Here is a 23,136-nt window from a genome sequence, read left to right as displayed (position 1 = left end):
AGGTGGAAATCTAAGCTCCAAACTCATTCCGCCGTCTCAGACATGCTTTTGAGGCGGTGGAAAACAACGATCGAAAATCAACATTTTCAAAACGCCACTTTTATGCATTATCACGCCGCCGCTAACATGACTCAATGCTTGCGAAACTTCATGCTAATATGTCGATTGATTTTACCGAAGGAAACGCTTTAGCCGTAACAGTGTGGGCCATTAAAAACGCCAATCAGTATATTGATAAACAGTTGATCAAAATGTTTGAATCAATGATCGATCAGGCAAACATTACTCTTTATAAATCAAATATGAAAACCTGGGGCAATGAAGAGTGGCGTTATTGTTGTTCTGGTCGTGGTCCTGATGATTTGAGCCATTACGGTCTAGAGTTGCGGGTTGTTTTGCACCGATATTCTGCAATAGAGGGTGGTGGATATGGATACAGTTTTGATTATGAAAACGGACTCCATAAAGATGCACATAGGTTTCTTGAAGATCTTTTAACAATCGGTGGAAATCTTGGTTTTACTGCTCGATCAAGTTCACGCTTAAAACTATGGGAAAGTAACAAGTCTCAATTTTTTGTTTCGGACGACGGTAGCGATATAATGCAGGTAAAAGCATTTAAAAACGGCAACTTACATATAAAATTCAACCAGCTATTTATCAGAAAAATGAATGTTGAGTTTGGTCGGCTCAAAGGGTGGCTGAAAAATAAAGAACAGGCCGCAGACGAATTAAATATCCCTGTCGAGGAAATTGACGGTATTTTCAATTCCAATCATCAAATTTGTCAATCTATGGTTCCTCAAATTTGTTTTAACGCAACTGCATAATCTAAGCTAAAAGCACAATAACATTGGATTTTGGCCAATCGTCCGACTCCAATGTTATTGTTTGTTCACTCTTTGAATTATCTGCCCAGATCAGCCAATTTAGGTTTTTAGAGAATGTTTTTGTAAGGTTCCAGCCGAGGCAATCTTTTTTAAATTCTTCTTTATTAATACGTGTTTATATAGATATATACGTATTAATATGTTATAAATAATCATATCTTTTAGATGCTCTGAAACTCACCAAAGCTGCCAGAGCAAAACAAAAAACCTACTGAGGATAACACCATGTCTTACCCATATAAACAAATCGATGATTTTTGTGGATTTAGTATTGAAGTTTCAGAACAACCGGGTTGGGTTGTGATCCGCCACCCAAGAACACAAGCTGTTGTGGATTCTTGTCTTGAGTCTGATTACAAGAAGGTGGTTAAGGCTATGTTTGAACTTCCGGAAGATTGGGACATGGATAGGGGTTAATCAACCTTAAGCCCCTTCGGGGCAACCGAGATATACTTTATTAAAATACTTCTCTTTTAGTACGTATAAATATTGATATATACGTATTAATAAGTTGTAAATAATCATATCTTTTAGATGCTCTGAAACTCACCAAAGCTGCCAGAGCAAAACAAAAAACCTACTAAGGAGATTTGAAACATGGATTTTAGATTAATCAACAACGACGAGAAAGCGGAGATATTGGGAGAAGAACCAAAACGTTTACAATGGGGATATTTTTTCCCTACATCTTCTCAAACAGGAGTAGGCGCACGAATGATTCTTGATCGTTATAGCCTTGGGTATGTCAATGGCCGAGTAGCTTGGATGGGTAACAATCAGGACTTGGACCAGCAAACTGCTAACAAGTGTGTCGAAATCAAGCTTGCCGACAAGCTTTACCAGTTCATGAAGAAAAACGGAATTATCAGCAGTTCAGCCGATATGATTTTTGGTGAAACAGACGGATACCGGATGCTTGCTACCCCTAACGGAAGTTACGGTTATGTCTACATGTCTTTTTGGGCTGTTTAACTGCTAACTCTTACCTTGCCCTGGTAGATCCTCCAGGGCAAAAGATGTTTTCCTAAAATTCGAATATTAAGGGATGAGACAATGACACAACTAGAATATGACATTAATGAGCTTGAAAAAAAGAAGCTTTTGGCTCTCCAAGAAGAATGGTTGCAATCGAGTCCTCAAAATATGGCTGCTGTCTGTCTTGTTATATATGAAAAACCCATTTTTAGAAAAGGAGAGGACACCGGGCGCGATCTGTTCGCCCCAGTGGAGCGGCGAAAGACTTTTAGAGTGGCAAGTAAACAGCGTTTGGCAAGCAGCAAAAGAAGGAACAATCAAGCCCCCCCCTTTGAACTCACCAAAGCTGCCAGGGGGGGGTGTCTTTAAAACCTACTAAGGAAGTAAAGACCTTAAAACAATATTGTTTTTCTGGCTGGCTGTCAACAATCAAGTTAATACGTATTAATATGTAAAAAAACATTGCTAATTGATACGTATTAATATAGTAATGTGTATATCAATACGTATCAATGCGTCGATAATAAAAGGAGCGTTATGATAATTACAATAGGGAACAGTAAGGGCGGTGTTGGTAAAAGCACTATTGCTTGTAATCTTGCGTGTATGGCCGCAAAGGAAAATAAAAAGGTTTTGCTGGTTGACGCTGACCCTCAAGCATCGAGTCTGAATTTCAGGTCGATTCGAGAAGCAGACGACATAAAAGCAACAGCTATTACTACCCCTACTCTTCATAAAGATCTGAAGGAATTTACCAACTTTGATCTGATAATAATTGATTCTGGAGGTCGGGATTCAGTTATTTTTAGGTCGGCTATTTTGGCGGCAGATATACTCATTATTCCAGTTTTGCCCTCTGTTTATGATATTTGGGCAACCACCACCACCCTTGAGATTGTAGAGGAAGCAAAGGTTTATAATGATAAACTGATAGCTAGATTTCTGCTTAACATGGTTATGCCAAACACCATCATGGCGCGTGAAGCGCTCCAAGCTTTGGAGGAAAAAAAGGAAATACCAATTTTAAAAAGTCAGTTGGGTGCAAGAAGCTCTTTCAAGAACGGCCTAATGTCCGGCCAGGGTGTCATTGAACACGACCCCAAATCAAAAGCAGCTGAAGAGCTTGTAGCCGTCTATCACGAAATAATGCAATTAGGAGATTAACTATGGCTATACCAAAACCAAAAAAATCAGCCGAGGATTTTATAAAAGGTGCTGCGGCCACAAAAGCAGAAACCGTCACTGCGGCCAAGGGCGACAGAGGCAGACCACCAGGACCGGAGAAAAAACCTTTAAATGTGAAATTACCCGTTGGTATGCTCAAAGCCATTAAGGAAAATTCAAATGGTAATATGTCTTTTTTAACTGAGCAGTTATTTAAAGAATATTTTGATAAGAACGGTATAAAATACGACTAAATACATAATAATAAGTATTATTATGTATTTATGTGTTTTAATAAGGAGGGTGGCAGTTATGAGTTTTACGCTTCGGACTGAAGAAAAACACGAAATAATTCTTAACGAATTATGCAGAGATTTGGAATTAGGGGCGAAGTCTAAGGCTGTTCTATGGCTGATTGAAAACATTCAAGAAATCCAGGCCGAAAGAAGCATGTTTTTTCAAAATATGACCCGGCTAGAAAGGGAAATTAAAAACATAAAATGTGCTATTCAAAAGAAAACAGAGGCTGAACTTGAATTGACTAAACTTTGCTCAAATTAAGAAAGGCAAAAAAATGGACATTAATGCTGAAGAATACAGTCTGGCAATCTCTAAACTAGCTAATACAGCACAAGGTGACACAGGAGGGGCCAGGGTGGCGGCTCAGGTCTTGTTAAGCGCATACAACGGTGAAGCGTATCAATTGAATGTTGTTGATCTGTGCAATCTGGACAAAGACCATTATCAAGCTGCGTTGTCTGTAATACGTGGTCGAAAAGAACTTGATGCAGAACCGCAAAGATTTCTAAAAAATGGTGATCAGGTCTTAAAAGAATTGTGGAAGCAATGGGAAAGATATCATGTAGAGAACCGTGGAAAACCAACATGTAATCTGTGCTATGGATCTGGTCTTATTCCTGAGTATCCAGACGATGAAGATAACTACAGCCAAAAAACCTGTACTCAATGTGGTGGTAAAGGTTATTAGGAAGATGTGCCTACTTTTTACACGTATTGTAATTTGACCCCTTGTTGAGATGATACCACCACTCAGGAGCAGCGGCTCCCGATCTGACCAGCGCTAACCTGGTTTCTTAATTACTTGGTATCAAAACACGGCACAAAGTCGTGCCGGCCGCAAAGTTTTTGATACCAAAAAGAGAAAATATATAAAATATTGGGGTTGTAGGTAAGAGCCTCAGATCGACACTACTGGATGCGTCAACATCCAGTAGTGTCTCACCACCAGACACTAACAAGGAGTGCGTCGTGGCTAATAAAACTATACTAGAATTAGAGAATATACCGCTAGGTGAATCTGTGGCAAAAAACGGAACAGATCAAAAAAAAGAATTTGAACTAGCCCTTCAATGTGTTGAGCCTAATGAAAAGGCCCATTTTATGAAATGGTGGGCAGCTTTTCAAGATCTGGTTACTTGGGAGGATTTCAAGAAAAAAGGCTACCAACATCTATCCAACATTGTTGAAGAAGTACACGAACATATTTTAAAAGCTCAAGGTAAGCCAGAACAACTTAAGCTTGCTTTCATGCCAAAAGAAATTGCCCGGACATCTCCTTTCTTTCCAATGAAACGAGCCGATATGTCAAATCGACCGCTTTATAAAGATTTTGTCATTGAAAACAGATGGGGAACTATTACGGTATCCGGCCCAAAACTCTCAATTAATGATGAATCGGTTTTGCTGGCTGTGCTTTTCTTGGCTAAAAAACACAGAACTGAAAGATTCGAAACTGATTATAATGAAATATGCGGAATTATGGGGGTTTCGAGAGGGACAACTCAATATACAGCAATTGCTGAAGGTCTTGAAAGGCTGGCAAGTAGTATTGTTAATACAAAACTGTACGAAACAGAAAATTTGGAGAAACGCGAAATAGCACGGTCTATCACCGGGGCCATTCTGTCAAATGTGGATCAGACGCCAAAATCAACGAAGGTAAGTGTTTTCCTTAATCCTTATTTTCTTGCTCTCTATGGAGCAAATATGACCACTGGTCTCAATCTGGACAAACGGGCCAAGCTGAAAGGTGATGTTGCTAAAGCTTTGTATCGTTTTTTGGAAACCCATTCAGGTGGTGGTGTACCTTTTGGATTAATAACTCTGTGTAATGCTGTTAATCTTAATACAGACCAACCAAAGGCCGAAATAAGGAAAGTTGTTCGTAAATCCCTCGCAGAGCTTCAAAAACAAGGAAATATTAAACGTTGGAAGATAGATAAAAAAGATCTCGTTCATATTTTCAAATAAGTGGTGTTTTTTATCCCTGTTTTTCTTTTAAGTAGCTAATATTTATTATATTCACAGTAGATAACTGTGCAATGTTTGGATATTGTGAGTTGTTTACTGTGAGCTGTTTGTTTTTTGTTGTGTTTCCTTATCTGTTTGTTTTTTTTATATAAAAGCACATATCCCTTGTTTTTCTGATCTGAACCAACACCACAAAGTAGCGTTTTACGCAAATATGAGTCTCTATAGCTTGTTATGGTGTTTTTTACCCCTGGTTAAGTATAAACTTCAGTAGCTTGTGCCGGTGTTTTTTATCCCTGAAACGGTGTTCTTTACCCCTGAAACGGTGTTCTTTACCCCTGATTTGGTGTTTTTTACCCCTGAAACGGTGTTCTTTACCCCTGATTTGATCTGGAAGATCTTAATATCATTACTTATTCAACACTATTAGTCTGTTTTTAGTATCTTTTAGTATTTTTTAGTATCTTTTAGAGGTTGCAAGCAACCTAACAATTACAAGAAGTGGCAAGCTGCGCTTGCTCAACCAACAACAGCAAAAAAAAACCACTTCGAGCCTACGGCTCCCAAAAAAAGAAACAGACACTCTTTTAAGAAATCCAAATTTTTGCACACTTTTGATTTTCTCTTAGAAAGGCCGATAGGAAAAAGGAAATCTCACCTGAACGGCCCGTTGTGGTACCTGCAAGCTCGCTGGTTAGATAAATGATACTCAAGGTAACAGGGTGGTTATTTTTGAAGATTGAGAGGTGAGGGCTTTATTATTCTTTTCCTATTGGCCTGATTATATTAGTAAGATCTTGGTTCCAATCGTTATTGTTTGGTAATGGTCTTGATATAGTTACTCCCTTGGGTGCAATACCTCTCACCTGATCTGCTATCTTTTCCCCATCTTTATCATTGTCAAATGCAAGGTGAACTTGACCACCCTCCATTTTACACATGGCTAGAAATAATAATTCGAGCTGGTCAGGGTTCATGCTCCCCCCGATACTTATAAATCTAGTGAAAAGCAGATTGTGCAAAGCTTGATAAGAGATTCCGTCTATGGCGCTTTCGCTGATAACTAAACACTGATCATCTTTAAAACAAACAGAAGACCAAAGTCCCTTGACCCCACCTCCAGAAAAACCAGTAAAGTGATAATTTTTCTTCTCAAACCCACACAACCCGTTTCGGTTGTAATGAGGAAAAAGAATATTTCCCCGGCGATCCATTTTAAATCTATTCTTGAAACGTGGCGAGTTTAACAAAACCATATCCAGGCCGCGCCATTCCAAAAACCCGGAATGTGAAACATGTACCGCTTGCTCGTACTCGCTAATTGCTTGCCGAGTATCTTTGTCTGTAGCTTTGAGTTTTTGAAAAACCGGGAGGTCTTTTTTAGCTGTTGATATACCGAGCCAACCACGAAGAATTTTCCTTATTTCGCCAAGGTTTCCGTGATTTCGATTTGTGAGAAAATCTATAATTGTGCCGTTGTCGTGAGGGTTTCTTATACTAAAATAGACATAGCATGAAGACTTGTTGTCTATCGCCATTACAAGTTTGTCACCATCAATATTTCTCATGACCGAAGAGGTCTGTGAGCTCTTTTTCTTGTCAAGAAAATAGCCATGTGAAGCAGCAAATTCCCGAAGGTCAATATTTTTCTTAAAATAATTCAATTCGTCCAAAATCTTTCAAATCCCAATATGACACACATTATTGTTAATAGTAAATTGATAATAATTAGCGTTGTAATGTGTTTTGTTGCTCTTCTCTCTGGTAGTGGCTTCTCTTTTTTTTGAATTTCTTTTTCAAAAGCGAGTTTGACGACTTCCTGTAAAATACTTCTTTGTTCATCAACTGTTTTTGATGTGTTTTTATCGAAATATATTGAAAGTTCGTTTTTAGCTTTTTCTGTAAAAGATATTATTGTTTCTCTGTAGTTTAATCCAGCTTCGTTTAATTTATCAACAGTATCTAAAAGTTTGTTCTCCATATTTCCTAGGACAACAGATGTTTTTTCCAGACGATCTGTCACTTTGTCTATATCACCAATAAGCTCTTCAAACATAGCTTCACTTATTGTCCTGGGACCTTTTTTCTCAGCCATTTAAAAACCTATTGATTGGTATTAAAATAATTATCTAAAAAGGGAATCAAAAACATTGTCTAGATTTTTGTTAGCTGTTCTTGCAAGCATTTTGAGAGTAATCATCTTTAGATATATTGCTCTTTCATCTTCGTCGGTTGTTTCCTTTAGTTTTGCTCGATAATCATTTTCATCTTTATTCAATTCACCTAAACTTTTCTGAACTGATTTAAGTAATTCATAAACTTCGTTTTGATGAATTACAGCATTATTTTTAAGATTGAACATCTTTTCCTTTTCGGCTAACAGCAAGATAGGCATGAACTCATCTTCAATATCCTCATCCGTTTCCATTTTGTTAAAAATAATTAATATTTTCTTGCTTGGGACACCTATACTGTTTAAAGATTTAATTGTGTTGATGGTATCAACTTGAGCTTTTTTTTCTTTGACTACGGGAACTATGAAATAGTCAAATTCTTCGTGTGATCCATCAAATTGTCTCATGTTTTTTACAAAATCTTCAACATTAGATGATCCGACATCTACAATAGCAGAATTTGTTTGCAAAAGTGCATTTATCAAATCACCATATTTTTTCCCTTTCATTTTTTCAATTTCAAGGCCGTTTTCTATGATCCCTGAGTTTATCGTTTCAATTGAAAATACTGTTGCGTTTTCCATACGTGGAAAAAGAAGATGTGTTGCGATAGTAGTTTTCCCAACATTTCCTGAAAAATTGATAATTGCCACTTTGGCTGTGATGTTTTTATCCTTCATTTTCTGTTTTAACCTTTTTTAAAATTTTATATTCTCGAGACATTTTTTCTAGGTCTGGTTTATCATTTATTATATCATTCAAGGTTGGTTTGACTAGATTTTCTTTTGGAGTGGTTTTTGATTCTTTATTAATATGAGGTTGTTTTTGTAATGATTCTTTGCCAGAGTTTTTTCTTTCTTTCCTGATCCTTTTCAAGGAAGAATCGAATGTTTTAAAATTTATTTCAAATCCTGAATTTTTAAGCTCTTCGACTACTGCTTTTTTCGAGACTCCTGCTGAAAGAGTGTTTTCTATGGTTTCATAGATATCTCTCAGTTGGGATATTATTGTCCTTTTTGAATTGTCTTTTGATAGGGCAATAAGCTTTTCTGTGATCTTACGTTTATCCATATGTTTTTAAACTCCTCGTGTTAATATTTTGAGAATATGGTTGTTAATATCACAGATAAAGCCATTTTTCAATAATAAATATGTACTGTATTTGACTGTTTTTGAAGGTATCTGCCCTTAAAGTGAACTGATATCGCACCTGATGTGTATTTTATATGAAGTATTATGCACCGAAAGTGCATCTAAAATGCACTGCAAAAGCAAAGACTAAAAAGAGAAAGCAAGGGGGGTAGTGAGTAGGGCAGGATAGGCGTTTGTGCCGCTATTTGGTACAAAATGCACCAAATCTCCCTACCCCCCTTGCTTTTTCTTGCGACTTAAGTCGCTTTTTAGTACCTTTAATTAACCAAATAAAATTCTACATTTTCAAATGACAAATGCCGGTACTAAAAACACTTGTAGACGAAGAAACAAAAGCTAAGGTAGTTAAAACTACTAAATCACTAGGACTGTCAGAATCCGAATTTTTGAGAGTTATTATTAGTGAAATTATTGAATCCGATAAAGAAAGTGAACATAAAATATCGGAAAAAACGGATGAAATACTAACCACAACACTTGCGCGGATAACAGTCAGGATGCCTACTTTTGTAATTCAAAAAGCAAAAAAGCGCGCTGAGAAGAAAAAGATGGCTCTTAGTAGGTGGATTGCAGCTCTCGTTCAATCTAATTTATTGAGACAGCCTGTTCACAATGAAAGAGAGATACTTATTCTACAAGCGAGCAATAGGGAATTAGCCGCCATTGGTAGGAATATAAATCAGATTGCCAAAACACTTAATGAATCTTTTTATAAAACTGAAGCAGTACGAATTGATATGCTAGCTGAATTGACTAAAGCCATTGAAAAAAACAAGACCTCTATCGATTCTCTGATAAGAGCTAGTCAAAACGTTTGGGAGGTTGAATGATGGGAATAATTGAGGCTGGAATTACAAAAGCTCTTCACCCTCCTGTAAAAATAAAGAGAAAGACTGCAAAAGACATAAGGCTATCAGCAACGCATGTTGCAAAAGGTTCAACAGAAGTAATGTTGAAAATAACGGGTTTTGCTAAGGGCGCTCAACATATAAAAGCAAACCTTAAATATATCACTAGGCTCGATGATGAAATGGAAAATGAAAAAGGCCAAATATTTAAAACTAAAGAGGAGGTGAGCGGGTTAGCTGAAGATTGGGCCAAAGATATTGGTAATTTTAAGCGTCATAAAAATCAAAGAGACACCATGCAAATGGTTTTATCAATGCCAGAGTCTATTGACCCGGTGTCAGTAAAAAATGCAACTCGTGAATTTGCTAAAAACACATTCGGAAATAATCACGAATATGTTTTTGTTCTTCATACAAACGAGCCACATCCTCATTGTCACATAACAGTAAAGTGTAAAGGTTTTAACGGTAAAAGACTTAATCCGCGTAAATCAGATTTGCAAGAATGGCGCGAAGGATTTGCTGAGACTTTACGATATCAAGGTGTTGACGCAGTAGCATCTCCTAGGCGCAGCAGAGGTGTTTCTAAAAAGGCCGAACACGGTGTGATAAGACATATTGAGAGGGGTGATAAAACACACAAACCAAGAGTTTCAAAGGTGAAAGCCGACAAAATTAAGGAAGCTGTAGATGGAATTATAGCTGAAAAAAACGGTGTTCCTCTTGCAGAAAAACCTTGGGAAAAAGCTATAAATAAAAGACGATTAGAAATTACAAATGCGTGGTTGTCTGTTGCCGATTTATTAGAGAAAGAGAAAACAACTATTACCTTTGGTGGAAAGGAGGCCTTTAATGAAAGACCAGACTACAGAAAACTCCGAAACGAAAAAGATGGACAAAGAGCAGCCGCTTTATACCAGTCCAATATTAAAAAGTATCGACAAAGAACATCTCCCGGCACCATCGCCAGCTTGCGAAACGTGTCCGATTTCAATTTGGTTCAGCACAGCCGAAGGACTGAAATGTTTTTGCGCTCGGATGCACACAATCTCTTGGGACGGGATCGAACCACCAATAATGAAATGCGACGGGAGGGAAATAGCAATCCTAGAAATATCACAAGCGATAGGGGAATAAATCATGAAGTAACCTACGAGGAAAACAAGAATCTAGCATCGGATATTCGGAAGTTTGTTGCTAATATGCCGAAAGTGACTTCAGAAAGACAGGAAATTAAAAAAGCCCTGGTAAACACATTTCAAAAATCAATAGAAAAATCTTCAGTGAAAGAAATTGAACGAGAGCTATAATTAGTTCATAACATTTCGTTGACTTAAACTAGCAGTGCGAATGTGGAGCCGTTTTTGTTAAATCGAGATAGCCAAAAGGAATAACTATGAATAGGAAAGAGCTTGTTGACTACATTGCAAAATCTGCCAATCTCACTGAAACTCAAGCTGAAAAAGCCTTGCAAGGTACTTTGGATGCTTTCACCAGTTCGCTTAAGAAAAAAGAAAAAATAACCCTGGTTGGTTTCGGTGCTTTTTCTACTTCCAGGAGAGAAGCCAGGACAGGTAGAAACCCTCAAACCGGAAAATCAATCGAACTTCCTGCAAAAAATTACGTTAAATTCAAAGTCGGTAAGTCGTTGAGTGATGAAGTGAACAGTTGATTAAAATAGCGACAGATTTTGTTTTTCGGAAAAAGCCTTGACCAGCGGTGTAAGATTTTCGTAAGAATTCGCTTGTAGACTCCCAGGTGAAAGCTATTACTTTTAATCTTCCGGGAGAAAACAGCATGACCAAAGAGCAGGAAAAAGATTTGTTTATTGAGTGGTCTCTTTATGAACCTAAAGAGCAAAAAAAGATCATTAAGGAGTATCTCAACATCAGTCCGGGAACTTGTAGTTGGGGTAATTTTTTAAATTTTCTGAAAGAAAAGCTCCAGATTGAGGGATATTGGCTAGCGGTTGGTTTGATACCACCGCAACAGACCACCAGCTCCCGATCTGACCGGGACTAACCAGGGCCGTTAAATTATTGGTATCAAAACACGGCACCTGGTCGCGCAGGGTGCGGAATTATTGGTGTAAATAATTTGGGAATTTCATATCATCCACTTCCAGAAGCCTATAAAGAGATTTTGGAACAAAAACAAAACTTTGATTTAACAATTGTTGGGAGAGATCCGTATCCTACCTCACCTGTAGGCATTCCATTCTGCAAAGAGTCATGGGGGGAGTTATTAAGAGATAACTGTTCCGGGTATCACGTCTTGTCATCACTTGGAATCAATTTAGTTGCAGTAAAGGAAAGACATTCAACTCCAATCAAGTTGTTTGAAGCACTGGCTGCTGAAGGTATTGCCTTCCTTAATGCTTCATATCACTTTTTAGATTCTGAAAAAATAACTAAAAAACACCTTTGTTACATCAAAATGGCATCTATCGTAAACAAGCCTATCATAGAAAAATCCAAGGCTTGTATTCTTTGTGGCCAAGCCAAAGTTATAAAAAACTTCATTCCTGAACAAGCAGATATTTTTGAACTTATCCATCCAGACGTACAAAACCGAAAATTCTATAAAGACGTATGGAAAGAATTCTGGCTACCAAACATTTTGAAAAGTACCTTTGACCTGAAGCTCGAAATATAGAAATGTCTAACACGCGCTCAGACCATGACCGGGCGATAAAGCTGCCCGGCAGGTCAAGCGCAGCAACGTTGCATCAAAATAGCCCAGCCGAGATCACAGCTGCTCCCCTACAAAAACGAGTAGGGAGTTGTAACCCCCGCAGATCGCCCAGGAGGGTTGAATCAAAACAGCGGCTATGCATTCAGAAAGGTATGGTTATGACCTTGTCGAAATTCTTGATACCGTATCCTTCTGTTCAAATGAGCCCGCTGGTCCTATACTTTGAAAGTATCGCGACGATAAAGTTCATATACTATTTTCGCTTCATGAAGTGCGTCATCAGCACCTCGATGTGCCTCAACGTAATCTTGGTCTGGAAAAAAGTAGGACCATGCCTCTTCAACCTTTGGCCACTTATAGCAACCGTGGGAGGGATGATGGGATGGTAACTTGCAAAGTGGCGTGGCAAGCTTCATTGGGCAGGGTAGTGGTGAATTTGACCTGGGAGAAATTGACCACTGCTTTCTTTCTCTGCAGCAGTGTTTCCCTATAGGATTGAATATTGCCTCGGGTACTGGGAAATAATTGATGTTCAATCCCTTTCATGGCATGTTGCCGTTTTACCAATGACAGTAATTTGTTTCCATCGAGATCTTCTACGAGTGCACTATAAGAAACAAGAACTCATCAATAATAACTGAGACTAATAAAGCTATGTTCTTAAAACAAGCCTGTACCCCTCGCCAGAGTGTTTATAACAAAGATCGCCGTGATGTCGTTCTCGATTTATCTGATCTCCTGGAAGGTAAAATTGATGGTGAAAGCTTTTTTGCTGAGAACTTTACCACTTCCGGCATGAAAACTTTGTTGGAAAAGACATTCAGTCGTCTGGATGGGAGCAGTGATCAGGCATCTACTTTTTTACTAACCCAGGCCATGGGCGGTGGTAAAACTCACAATATGATCGCTTTGGGTCTTCTTGCGGCAGAGCCTGAATTGAGAAAAAGAGTACTTGGCTTGGAAGGGCCGGGGGCAAAGCTGGGCACAGTAAAAGTTATAGGATTTAATGGCCGTCAATCAGATGCACCGCTTGGAATATGGGGTGCTCTTGCAGACCAGTTAGGCAAAAAAAATCAGTTCAAGGATTATTACTCACCGCTCCAGGCACCAGGGGAAACCGCCTGGATCAACTTACTTAAAGGGGAACCTACTCTCATTCTGCTGGATGAGCTGCCACCATACATGGATTACGTTAAATCCCGTGAGATAGGTAACAGTGATCTGTCTGTGGTGACGACTACTGCTCTTGCCAATCTGCTCGTGGCTGTCAACAAGGCGGAGCTTACAAATGTTTGTGTCATTATTTCCGACCTGACGGCATCTTATGAGGGTGGGACAGATCAGCTCAATAAAGCCTTGGCTAATCTACAAAAGGAAACCAACCGTTCTGCATTGCGCATTGAGCCGGTCAATCCTCATGGCGATGAGCTGTATCACATACTGCGCACTCGGCTCTTTGAAAAATTGCCCGACAATGAGACTATCAAGGCCGTGGCCAATGAATACGCCAAGGCCGTGCGCGATGCCAAGGAGATGGATGTCACTAATGCCTCTCCGGATTCCTATGCTGCCCAGCTTATAGAGTCATATCCGTTTCATTTCTCCATTCGTGATCTCTATGGTCGCTTCAAGGAAAATCCCGGTTTTCAGCAGACCCGAGGTCTTATCCGGATGATGCGCATTTTTGTTTCCAGTATGTATAATACAGGTCGCGCCCAAGAGGTCAAACTGATACACCCATACGATCTGGACTTGAATAACGATGAAGTCTTTTCGGAGATAAAATCGATTAACCCGTCTCTAAGTGAGGCCATTACCCATGATATAGCCAAAGAAGGCCATTCCGTCGCGGAAGAATTGGACAAAAAGCTCGGATCAAACAGTGATGCACAAGATGTGTGCAAGCTGCTTCTTGTTGCATCCTTGGCCAATATCCCGGGAGCGACCCATGGGTTACGTGAAAGTGATATTATGGGTTTTCTCTGTGCTCCAGGGCGTGATATTTCCAATGTCAAAAAGAGTATTGTTGATTACCTGCCAACACAAGCCTGGTATCTCCACACCAGTCAGGATGGGCGTCTCTTTTTCAAGAATACCCAGAATCTGGCAGCCAAACTCCATTCTCTCGCTGAATCCTACAATAAGGAATCATGTATCAAAGAGTTGCGTAAGTACCTCGCCACCCTTTTTACACCGAGCATGAAAGACTGTTACTGTTACCAGAAAGTAGAGATTTTGCCCGGAATTGACGAAGTAAACATTGAAGCGGACAAGACAACTCTTGTTATCACGGAGCCGACCACAGAACCAAACGCCGTTTCAAGACTCAGCCCTGAGTGGAACACCTTTGCGGAAGACATCGAATACAAAAACCGGGTTGTCTTTCTCACGGGCAGTCATGACACCCTGGGGCGTGTAGTTGAACAGGCAGCTCAGCATAAGGCCGTTCTCTCTATTCTGGCCGATTTTAACGCAGAACGATTGGCAGATAACGATCCCCAGCGACAGCGAGCATTGGTCAGTCAAGATAAGATCATGCTTAGTCTGCGCAGCGCTATCCAGGAAACCTTTACTACTCTATCATATCCATCCAAAAACGGTTTTCGCTCCACTGATTGCCGTATTCAGTTTCAGGACAACCAATTCGATGGGGAACAGTTGATTCGTGACACCTTGGAGAAATTGCAAAAATTCACCAACGATATTTCCAGCGACACTTTTCGTAAAAAATGTGAAGCACGGTTGTTTGGTGGTCAGCAGACTGCACAATGGTCAGAAGTTAAACGAAGGGCCGCAACTCTCACTACCTGGCAGTTTCACAGGCCTGATGCATTGGAAACTCTTAAAAGTACGGCTGTTGCTCAAGACCGCTGGCGTGATGAAGGAGGGTATATTAACAAGGGGCCTTTTCCCCCACCTGATACCGAGGTGCGCCTGCAACGACTCAGCCGTGATGAAACTACAGGAGAGGTTTCACTGAAAATAACGCCGGTCCACGGCGATACAGTTTATTATGAAATCGGAGATAATATCCCAACAACAGCCTCTGGCAGGATAGAATCTTTTACTAATTTTAAGACCAGGGAACTGCAGCTTTCCTTCCTTTGTGTTGATTCAACAGGCGCACATAGCACCGGGGTATCCGAAACTTGGAAAAATACTATCAATCTTAAATACAAGGTATTCCAGCAGGGTAATGACTGGATGGTTGAGCTGCAGGCTTATCCTAAAGGAAGTATACGATATACTACGGATGGTTCAGACCCAAAAGGCTTTGGTGCGACCTACAACGGTCCTTTTCCTATTACTGAAGAGTGCCCTTTTATCTTGGCAATAGCCCAACAGGATGGAGTGACATCGGCCCAGGAAAAGATACAGGTCAAACAGTATATAACCAAGGAAGTTAAGGTTGATCCAGGCCAACCACTCATATGGCATCGCCGTCATTCCAACCTTACAGCCAAGTTCGCCTTTGAATTTATGGAAAGATTAACAAAATTTCATGGAACGGCCTATGGTATCACCATTGATGTGCAGGCAAATGACGATGCACAGGAGATCAGTTATGCGAGCGCCGAATCGTTTGGGTTGCATGGAGATGCTTTTGAAAAACTGGTGAAGCAATTGCAAAATGCCATGAATGGCAGCCAAATTTTTTTAACCGTTGAACATGTTAAGTTTGACAAAGGACAACAGTTGCTTGACTGGATTGCCGAGGCAAAAAGCAAGTTGCAGCCCGGTGAGGTTAATCAGTGAGTCAACAGGTAAGAAAGGCAGCAAATAAGAAAAAAATTTTGGGCTTTGGCTTTATGCCGGAACAGAGTGAGCATTTTTTTCTGGTGACGATTCCCACATCCCGCGCTCAAAATGCCGAGGTGTTTATTTCGGAGCATTTCAGATGGAAGCAATTAGACAAAGGTGAAGATATTCCGCTCAGTTTCAACGATGAGGATGCTCAACTAAAAGTGATTCTACCTCGCCGTTTCTGGGACGAGATAGCCGAAGAGGTCAAAGCAGAGTTTAACCGGCGTCTGCGGGGCATGGGGATGAAGACCGCTAAATGGGTTAAGGCGGGGCAGATTCCGGTCGAACGCTCTCTGGGTAAGGAATTGGTCCTTCTGGCCTGGGCGATTGAGGAGTGTGATCCCTTTCTCATCAGTACCGCTATCAGGAACTGGCTGGGACTTGTACCTGAAGAACGCTGGTGGCTTTATACCATGACCAATGCCTGTACTGGGCATGCTATAAATGGGAAGGGTAAAGGATGGCGCAAAGCAGTCCGCTTTGCCTTGTCCGAGAATCCGGTTTCCGAGAGTGGTCAATCTGCAATGCGTAGGCGGCAGCTTGGTGGATTGTTTGATTTATTACCGGATCAGAAAAGTTGATTCGAAAAAGGATAGAGTATGAATGACCGTGTTTTTATTGAAGAGCAGTTCCCTGTCTCCAAGATCTCTAAGGAGAGCTACAAAGAGAGGAAGGCTGGTGCCAGTCAGACGTTGACCAGTCTGGGGAAATGGTGGGGAAGAAAACCTCTGGTTCTCGTGCGGGCTGTTATTATCGGTATGCTTATGCCGGTTTCCAATGATCCGCAAAGGGATCGGGAAATATTTCTCAAAATCATGACCATGGACGATGAAGGTCTGTGGCAGAGGCGATCAAAAGCCATCCCAGCCCAGGTCGTACAGAGTCATTTGACTGAGCAAGAATGGGATGAATTGCTTATTGATGATGAGGGGCAACCCAAACGAAGCTGGTCAATCGGTTTAAGTGAGGTTGAAAAGGAAGAGGTGTTGCACAAGGTTTTTAATCGTATGTCCTATGATGAGAAACTAACCTATTGCGACCGTCCCGAACAAGTTGAAGGACCGGACCAAAGTGTATGGCGGGATATCAATACACATCTGGGTACCAATGCCGCCGAATTGCAGGAGCTTGTTGTGGAACTTGGTACACGCCGCTTTGGTCGTATACCCCGAGTGGGAGACGCCTTTTGTGGTGGGGGCTCTATTCCTTTTGAGGCAGCTCGGCTTGGTTGTGAGGCTTATGGCTCGGATCTCAACCCCGTTGCAGCCCTTCTTACGTGGGCCTCTATTCACTTGATCGGTGGTGGAGAGGTGATACAGAACCAAGTTCAGGATGCTCAGCAGACAGCCTTTGATGCGGCGGACAAGCAGATTACAGAGTGGGGAATTGAACACAACGCGAAAGGATGGCGGGCCGATGCTTATCTTTATTGTGTGGAAGCAAGGTGTCCAGCAACCGGCCTGATGCTCCCCCTTGTTCCTTCCTGGGTGATCAGTGAAAAGTACCAAGTATGTGCGGTATTAAAACGAAATGATTCGCATCAGAGTTATTCTATCGAAATTGTAACTGGTGCTGATGAAGAGACCATGTCCAGGGCGAAAAAGGGCACAATTCAAGATGGGAGAATGGTCTGTCCCGAGACGGGAGAAACCTTTTCCATCACATCCATCCGTGGCGACCGAAGGGTGGGTGGAGAAACTGCATATGGTCTGCGGCTCTGGGAAAATGATGACCTTGTGCCAAGGCCTGATGATATCTTCCAGGAACGGCTCTACTGTGTACGCTGGGTGGAAAAGTATTGGGGTAAAAACTCCAAGGGCGAAGATGTGGAAAAAATCCGTCGTCATTTTTGTGAAGTGGGTGATGATGATTTGGCAAGAGAAGAGAAGGTATTAAGTTTGGTTAAGGACCATTTCACTGATTGGCAAAAGAGAGGATTTATTCCGAGCCGGATCATTGAGCGGGGAGGGGAAAAGACAGAGGAACCAATTCGGACAAGAGGGTGGACTTATTGGCATCATTTGTTTAATCCGCGGCAATTATTAATACATGGAGAATTTTTAACTGAGTTTAAGAAAATTAATCCTTCCACGCCTGAGATGGTTATTGCATCATGCTTATCTATTGGTGCTGGTGTTGACAATTTGGCAAAACTATGTGGCTGGAACCCTCATAAATCAAAGGGTCCGGGTTCATCGAGAAATGTTTTTTATGATCAAGCGTTAAATCCTCAATATAATTATGCAGCAAGATCGTTAAGCAATCTGCAGATATTCTATTTATCTCAATTCCCAAAATCGCAAGAAGCCTGCCGCTCTTACGTTCAGACTCATGATGCGCGACAACTTGTGGTCGAAAACGATTTATGGATTACAGATCCGCCATATGCAGATGCAATTAACTATCATGAGCTTACTGAATTCTTTCTTGCTTGGTATGAAAAACACCTGCCTCAAGCTTTTCCAGATTGGTATACAGCAACAAAGAAAGCTTTAGCCGTTCGTGGTTCAGGAGAAAATTTTAAACATTCCATGGTCGATTGTTACTCCAACCTGACAAAGCATATGCCAAATAATGGTTTTCAGCTTGTTATGTTCACTCATCAAGACGCCTCAGTTTGGGCTGATCTTGCAATGATCCTTTGGGCCGGTGGACTTAGAGTGACTGCTGCTTGGACCATTGGCACTGAAGCAGCTTCCGGCTTAAAAAAAGGCAACTATGTTCAGGGCACAGTCCTCCTTGTTCTTCGAAAAAGAACTGAGCATGACACAGCGTTTCTTGACCAACTTTATCCGGAGATTGAAGACGAAGTTAGGCGGCAACTCGACCAGATGCTGGCATTGGATGATCAGGAAGACCCCAACTTTGCTGATACTGATTACCAGCTGGCCGCATATGCCGCGGCCCTGAGGGTGCTTACAGGGTACAGTGAGATAGAGGGCCATGATATCAAACATGAACTGTTCCGCCAACGCCAGGCTGGTGAAAAATCCGCCTTTGAGCAAGTCATTGACCGGGCGGTGGAAATTGCCTCCGACCATTTGGTTCCCAAAGGACTTGAGCCACGCTATTGGAAAATCCTATCCGCCTCTGAACGATTTTATCTTAAGGGTCTTGAGCTGGAAAAACATCTGGAAGCCCGCTCAGGTGCCTATCAAGAACTTGCCAAAGGTTTTGGTGTGCGCGACTATACCGGTCTCTTTCATCAAGCCGAAGCCAATGCTGTTCGTTTCAAGACTGGTAGCGAGTTTAAGAGAACAACTTTGGGCAGTGGAGAGTTTGGCTCCACCACCGTACGTAATATCCTCTTTGCCATACATGAAACCGTACGCACTGATGATGCCAGACAGGGTTTAAACTGGCTGCGTGAAGAGGTTCCTACCTATTGGGAGCAGCGTAAACAAATTGTCGCCATACTGAACTACCTGGCCGCTCTTTCCCATATCTCCCACATGACCCACTGGGAAAAAGATGCCGACGCCGCCCAACGGCTTTCCGGGTCGGTAGAAAACGACCATGAGGGTAGATTGTAAATGATTTCCCGTTTCTCATCTCGTCGCCTGTCGCTTGAAACCTCATTCATTAGGGATCGGCTTGAGGGAGCGGTTTCTTATGACCGAATTGCTGGTTTTTTCAGGTCTTCCTTGTTGGAAGTTGCTGGTGAGCAGTTGGAGGCACTGGATGGGAAAATCAGGGTTGTCTGCAATTCAGAGATTGATCAACGTGATGTCAGTACTGCCAAAGCAGCACAGCATGCCCTGCGAAAGTCATGGTGCGCAGGGGAACCAGAAAAACTTGGTAGGAAAAGTAGAGATCGTTTTAGTCGTCTTTTTTACCTGTTGGTAACAGGTAAACTCGAAGTTAGGATATTGCCGGATGCGGTCTTTGGTCTGATACATGGTAAAGCAGGGGTGATTGGTTATAAGAACGGTCGGAAAACCTGTTTCATGGGCAGTGCAAATGAAAGTCTCACTGCCTGGAAACTCAACTATGAATTGGTTTGGGAAGATGATTCAGAAGCGGCGGTGCAGTGGGTCCAGGAGGAATTTGAGTCACTATGGAACCATCCGGATGCCATCGCGTTAAGTGAGTTTGTTATAAAGGACATCAAACGGCTGTCACTGCGAGAAGAGATACCCGTTGACACCTGGAGGGAAAAATCTGGAAATGATCCGGCATCTGGTGTTGTTGAGACTCCAGTTTATCGAAAAGAGTATGGATTGTGGGCCCACCAGAAATATTTTATCAAATTGGCCTTTGAGGCCCATAAAATAGGCGGAGCTCGTTTTATCCTGGCAGACCAGGTCGGCCTTGGTAAGACGGTGCAACTGGCCTTAAGCGCGATGCTCATGGTGCTGCAAGGTGATAAACCTGCCCTGGTCATTGTCCCAAAACCTCTGACTTTGCAGTGGCAAGATGAACTACGCGATCTTCTTGGTATACCTTCTGCTGTTTGGACCGGGCGGGAATGGATTGATGAGCAGGGAATCGTCTACCCGTCAACAGGTTCGGAATCGATTAAAAAATGTCCTCGACGTATTGGTATAATGTCGCAGGGACTTATCACTTCTGGTTCCGAGGTTGCAGATCACCTGAAACTGATGCAGTTTGAATGTATTATCGTGGATGAAGCCCACCGAGCTCGCCGTCGCAAGGTAAATGAGCAAGCTATGTTTGAAAGAGCTGAACCAAACAATCTGATGCGTTTTCTCCGGGAAATCAGCCCTCGCACCAAAAGCCTACTCCTTGCTACGGCAACTCCAGTACAACTGCATCCCATTGAAGCCTGGGACCTCTTGGATATCCTCGCCACCGGCAATGATATGGTCTTCGGCAATTCAATGAGCAGGTGGCGACGGCCTGATCAGGTCATTCCCGTTATCATGGGAGAGACGAAAATTTCGGAGGAGCTTGGGGAGGCATGGCGCTGGATCAGAAACCCAATGCCCCCTGCTGCTGAGAGTCGTGATTTTAAGCTATTACGAAGAAAACTTGGTCTAAAAGACAGAGATTATGTAGCAGCCGGAGATAGCCTTGAATTTTTACGGCCACCTGAAATTACCCGTTTAAGAAATGTTATTCCAGAGTTTGGTCGCGGGCACAATCCTTTTATCCGTCATATTGTCAGGCGTACCAGGGAATTTCTTGAGGAGACAATTGACCCTGCTACAGGCGAACCCTATTTGAAACCGGTACGAGTTAAACTTTTTGGAGAAGAGCCGGGTGAGGCTGTTATACTGCCACCCTATCTCCAAGATGCTTATCAGGCGGCTGAAGAATTTTGTAGCCTTCTGAGCAAGAGGGTCAAAGGGGCTGGTTTTTTGAAAACTCTCCTGCTCAGGCGTATTGGTAGTACTATTTATGCCGGTCGGCAAACAACTGAGAAAATGCTTAATGAATGGGGTTCTCAAGAGAACATTGTCAACGCCTCGTTGTTTGAGGAAGAAGATGATGCTGTCGTCAATGCGGATCGCGAAAACATGAAGAATATAACCGATGCTGAACGATCTGCACTGAGTCGTTGTTTGAAAGCCCTTGATGCCAGTCAGGACAAAGATCCTAAATATAAAAAAGTAGAAGAATATCTTGTTGGACAAGGTTGGTTAGCAAAGGGCTGTATAGTTTTTTCTCAGTATTTTGATTCTATCTGGTGGCTTGCCAAGCAGTTATCGGCGGACTTGAGTGACGAAATCGTCGGCATTTATGCGGGTGGTGTTAATTCCGGGACTATGCTGGCAGGAATCTTCAATAAGATGTCACGGGATGACCTGAAGTTTAAGATCAGCACAGGAGAGATTCGACTACTGCTTGGTACTGACGCTGCCAGTGAAGGATTGAACCTGCAGCGACTGGGGACTTTGATTAACCTCGACCTTCCATGGAACCCAACTCGCTTGGAGCAAAGGAAGGGCCGTATCCAGCGAATCGGTCAGGCCTTGGATGAAATAAACGTTTACAATATGCGTTACATGGGATCGGTCGAAGACCGGGTGCATGAACTTCTTTCCAGCCGCTTAGAGGATATACACGGCTTGTTTGGCCAGATCCCTGATGTCCTGGAGGATGTCTGGATTGATGTTGCCAACGGCGAGGTGGAAGAAGCGAAAAAACTGATCGAATCCGTTCACCCCAAACATCCCTTCGATGAAAAGTATAACCGGGTGAGTGATATTGACTGGGAGAGTTGTGCAATAGTATTGGATGAAGAAGACAAAAAAAGAGTACTTGTACGAGGGTGGTAAAATCCACAGGAGAAGGTTTGAGTCTGTAAAGTGCTGTAAATAAGTTGATGAGCCATCCTAAAATTCCACACAGAGGGATATGCTCTGGAAAGGATTTGGCTGACTCATAAACAAAATTTATGAAAGAGTTATCCCATGGCAATCCTTAGTTTGGGTCATATCAGATAACTTAACCAGGCTTCCTTGAGTCAAAGCAGATCACCTCCAAAAAGACGTGTGCCTCTGGAGGATCAAAGAGCTCACTGGAGCTGACCTGCATTAAACAATGTGTCCATAATTATTGTTTCTTCGATTTGTTATCACGAGGATAACTGATAGTAAAACTGCTCCTCAGAAGGATATATACCCCAACCAGCAACATTACACCCCATGGCCCATATTCTTTTAATAACTCGCTCCATATCTCCATCATATCGCCCTCTTCATCACTTCTTTTTAGCGGGTCGTTTTCTTCGACGCGTTTCTGCCACTCTCTTTTTGTGTTCTTCCATTTCCTCAACATGCTCAACTGCGAAAGGTTTCGCGGCCTCTATCAATCCATCGAAATGGTAACTGTTTGCTGTCTGCCCTCCAGCAGAGTTAAACCGCTCTTTTCGTATAATAAAACTAGCCTCCGCCAAACGAGCAATTGATCGTTGAACAGTACTGGGACTCACACCCATACAATCAGCAATAGCTTTCTTTGATGGTCTTGGTGGTTGGTCCTGATACCACCAGTGTTTAGCAAGTTGGAGGAGCACATTGACATCAGTTGGGGTAAGCCCCAATGCACTTTGCTTCTCCAGGATGATAGAAGGAATTACTGTCCAGCCAGCTGCCATTAATTCCTTAGTCCACTTCTTTTCATTTTGGACCAGAGTTTCAGATATTTCTTTCTTGGTAATTTTTGTCATAAATTATCCTATATGTTATATTAAACTTA

General features: G+C 41.8%; 23 protein-coding genes. 18 read left to right on the top strand and 5 right to left on the bottom strand.

Translation table 11 applies throughout. The annotated features are described in order from the left end of the window. Window positions 1–134: 134 nt before the first annotated feature. The 9 genes from FCL47_RS22500 (at window position 135) to trfA (ending at window position 5,300) form a co-directional block, all read left to right on the top strand. The gene (locus FCL47_RS22500; protein ID WP_136815967.1) at window positions 135–830 is read left to right on the top strand and encodes a DUF4942 domain-containing protein; all 696 of its coding nucleotides are present in this window, start codon (window positions 135–137) and stop codon (window positions 828–830) included. Window positions 831–1,115: 285 nt separating this feature from the next. Beyond that, a complete protein-coding gene (locus FCL47_RS22495; protein ID WP_136815966.1) occupies window positions 1,116–1,307 on the top strand; it encodes a hypothetical protein in 192 nt (63 codons plus the stop codon). Window positions 1,308–1,487: 180 nt separating this feature from the next. Beyond that, window positions 1,488–1,862, top strand: a complete 375-nt coding sequence (locus tag FCL47_RS22490) for a hypothetical protein (RefSeq protein ID WP_136815965.1) — start codon at window positions 1,488–1,490, stop codon at window positions 1,860–1,862. Between the two features lie 81 nt (window positions 1,863–1,943). Continuing rightward, complete coding sequence (locus tag FCL47_RS22485) at window positions 1,944–2,234, top strand: hypothetical protein (RefSeq protein ID WP_136815964.1); 291 nt, start codon at window positions 1,944–1,946, stop codon at window positions 2,232–2,234. Between the two features lie 168 nt (window positions 2,235–2,402). Then, window positions 2,403–3,029: a ParA family partition ATPase gene (gene parA, locus FCL47_RS22480; protein ID WP_136815963.1), complete on the top strand. Its 627-nt coding sequence runs from the start codon at window positions 2,403–2,405 to the stop codon at window positions 3,027–3,029. A gap of 2 nt (window positions 3,030–3,031) precedes the next feature. Next, window positions 3,032–3,283, top strand: coding sequence for a hypothetical protein (locus FCL47_RS22475; protein WP_136815962.1), 252 nt, complete (start codon window positions 3,032–3,034; stop codon window positions 3,281–3,283). A 58-nt stretch (window positions 3,284–3,341) separates the two neighbouring features. Next, window positions 3,342–3,590, top strand: coding sequence for a hypothetical protein (locus FCL47_RS22470; RefSeq protein WP_136815961.1), 249 nt, complete (start codon window positions 3,342–3,344; stop codon window positions 3,588–3,590). Between the two features lie 13 nt (window positions 3,591–3,603). Continuing rightward, the gene (locus tag FCL47_RS22465) at window positions 3,604–4,017 is read left to right on the top strand and encodes a hypothetical protein (RefSeq protein ID WP_205747412.1); all 414 of its coding nucleotides are present in this window, start codon (window positions 3,604–3,606) and stop codon (window positions 4,015–4,017) included. Between the two features lie 281 nt (window positions 4,018–4,298). Then, the gene (trfA, locus tag FCL47_RS22460) at window positions 4,299–5,300 is read left to right on the top strand and encodes a plasmid replication initiator TrfA (protein WP_136815960.1); all 1,002 of its coding nucleotides are present in this window, start codon (window positions 4,299–4,301) and stop codon (window positions 5,298–5,300) included. Between the two features lie 758 nt (window positions 5,301–6,058). Here the strand turns inward: trfA and FCL47_RS22455 are convergent. The 4 genes from FCL47_RS22455 to FCL47_RS22440 are packed head-to-tail and all read right to left on the bottom strand — an operon-like array spanning window position 6,059 to window position 8,545. Then, window positions 6,059–6,973 carry a toprim domain-containing protein gene (locus FCL47_RS22455; RefSeq protein ID WP_136815959.1) on the bottom strand — a complete coding sequence of 305 codons (915 nt, stop codon included), beginning with the start codon at window positions 6,971–6,973 and terminating at the stop codon, window positions 6,059–6,061. Continuing rightward, window positions 6,961–7,395, bottom strand: coding sequence for a hypothetical protein (locus FCL47_RS22450; RefSeq protein WP_136815958.1), 435 nt, complete (start codon window positions 7,393–7,395; stop codon window positions 6,961–6,963). Before FCL47_RS22450 ends, FCL47_RS22455 begins: the two co-directional genes overlap by 13 nt. A 30-nt stretch (window positions 7,396–7,425) precedes the next feature. Beyond that, window positions 7,426–8,154: a StbB family protein gene (gene stbB / locus FCL47_RS22445; RefSeq protein WP_136815957.1), complete on the bottom strand. Its 729-nt coding sequence runs from the start codon at window positions 8,152–8,154 to the stop codon at window positions 7,426–7,428. Beyond that, a complete protein-coding gene (locus FCL47_RS22440; RefSeq protein WP_136815956.1) occupies window positions 8,144–8,545 on the bottom strand; it encodes a hypothetical protein in 402 nt (133 codons plus the stop codon). The genes stbB and FCL47_RS22440 overlap by 11 nt, the downstream gene beginning before the upstream one ends. 377 nt (window positions 8,546–8,922) lie before the next feature. On the opposite strand from FCL47_RS22440, the gene mobC reads away from it, so the two are divergent. The 9 genes from mobC to FCL47_RS22395 all read left to right on the top strand — a co-directional run bounded on the left by mobC (window position 8,923) and on the right by FCL47_RS22395 (window position 22,214). Continuing rightward, window positions 8,923–9,456, top strand: a complete 534-nt coding sequence (gene mobC / locus FCL47_RS22435) for a plasmid mobilization relaxosome protein MobC (RefSeq protein ID WP_136815955.1) — start codon at window positions 8,923–8,925, stop codon at window positions 9,454–9,456. Further along, window positions 9,453–10,784 (top strand): relaxase/mobilization nuclease domain-containing protein, encoded by a 1,332-nt coding sequence (locus tag FCL47_RS22430; RefSeq protein ID WP_136815954.1) that lies wholly within the window; start codon window positions 9,453–9,455, stop codon window positions 10,782–10,784. Before mobC ends, FCL47_RS22430 begins: the two co-directional genes overlap by 4 nt. Before the next feature lie 86 nt (window positions 10,785–10,870). Further along, entirely contained in the window at window positions 10,871–11,146 is a 276-nt protein-coding gene (locus tag FCL47_RS22425; protein ID WP_136815953.1) for an HU family DNA-binding protein, read from the top strand. Between the two features lie 125 nt (window positions 11,147–11,271). Beyond that, complete coding sequence (locus tag FCL47_RS22420; protein WP_136815952.1) at window positions 11,272–11,496, top strand: hypothetical protein; 225 nt, start codon at window positions 11,272–11,274, stop codon at window positions 11,494–11,496. A gap of 75 nt (window positions 11,497–11,571) precedes the next feature. After that, the gene (locus FCL47_RS22415; protein WP_136815951.1) at window positions 11,572–12,129 is read left to right on the top strand and encodes a hypothetical protein; all 558 of its coding nucleotides are present in this window, start codon (window positions 11,572–11,574) and stop codon (window positions 12,127–12,129) included. A gap of 693 nt (window positions 12,130–12,822) precedes the next feature. Next, window positions 12,823–15,924 (top strand): DUF499 domain-containing protein, encoded by a 3,102-nt coding sequence (locus tag FCL47_RS22410; protein ID WP_136815950.1) that lies wholly within the window; start codon window positions 12,823–12,825, stop codon window positions 15,922–15,924. Further along, window positions 15,921–16,553: a DUF3780 domain-containing protein gene (locus FCL47_RS22405; protein WP_205747411.1), complete on the top strand. Its 633-nt coding sequence runs from the start codon at window positions 15,921–15,923 to the stop codon at window positions 16,551–16,553. The genes FCL47_RS22410 and FCL47_RS22405 overlap by 4 nt, the downstream gene beginning before the upstream one ends. Window positions 16,554–16,571: 18 nt before the next feature. Then, window positions 16,572–19,505, top strand: a complete 2,934-nt coding sequence (locus FCL47_RS22400) for an anti-phage-associated DUF1156 domain-containing protein (RefSeq protein ID WP_136815949.1) — start codon at window positions 16,572–16,574, stop codon at window positions 19,503–19,505. Then, entirely contained in the window at window positions 19,506–22,214 is a 2,709-nt protein-coding gene (locus FCL47_RS22395; protein WP_136815948.1) for a phospholipase D-like domain-containing anti-phage protein, read from the top strand. A gap of 425 nt (window positions 22,215–22,639) precedes the next feature. Here the strand turns inward: FCL47_RS22395 and FCL47_RS22390 are convergent, their stop codons facing one another. Continuing rightward, complete coding sequence (locus FCL47_RS22390) at window positions 22,640–23,107, bottom strand: helix-turn-helix domain-containing protein (RefSeq protein WP_136815947.1); 468 nt, start codon at window positions 23,105–23,107, stop codon at window positions 22,640–22,642. Window positions 23,108–23,136: the final 29 nt, after the last annotated feature.

The organism is Desulfopila sp. IMCC35006, from assembly GCF_005116645.1.
GTDB lineage: Bacteria > Desulfobacterota > Desulfobulbia > Desulfobulbales > Desulfocapsaceae > Desulforhopalus_A.
Note: the sequence above shows the minus strand (reverse complement) of the source record. Positions and strands in the feature narration are given on the sequence as shown.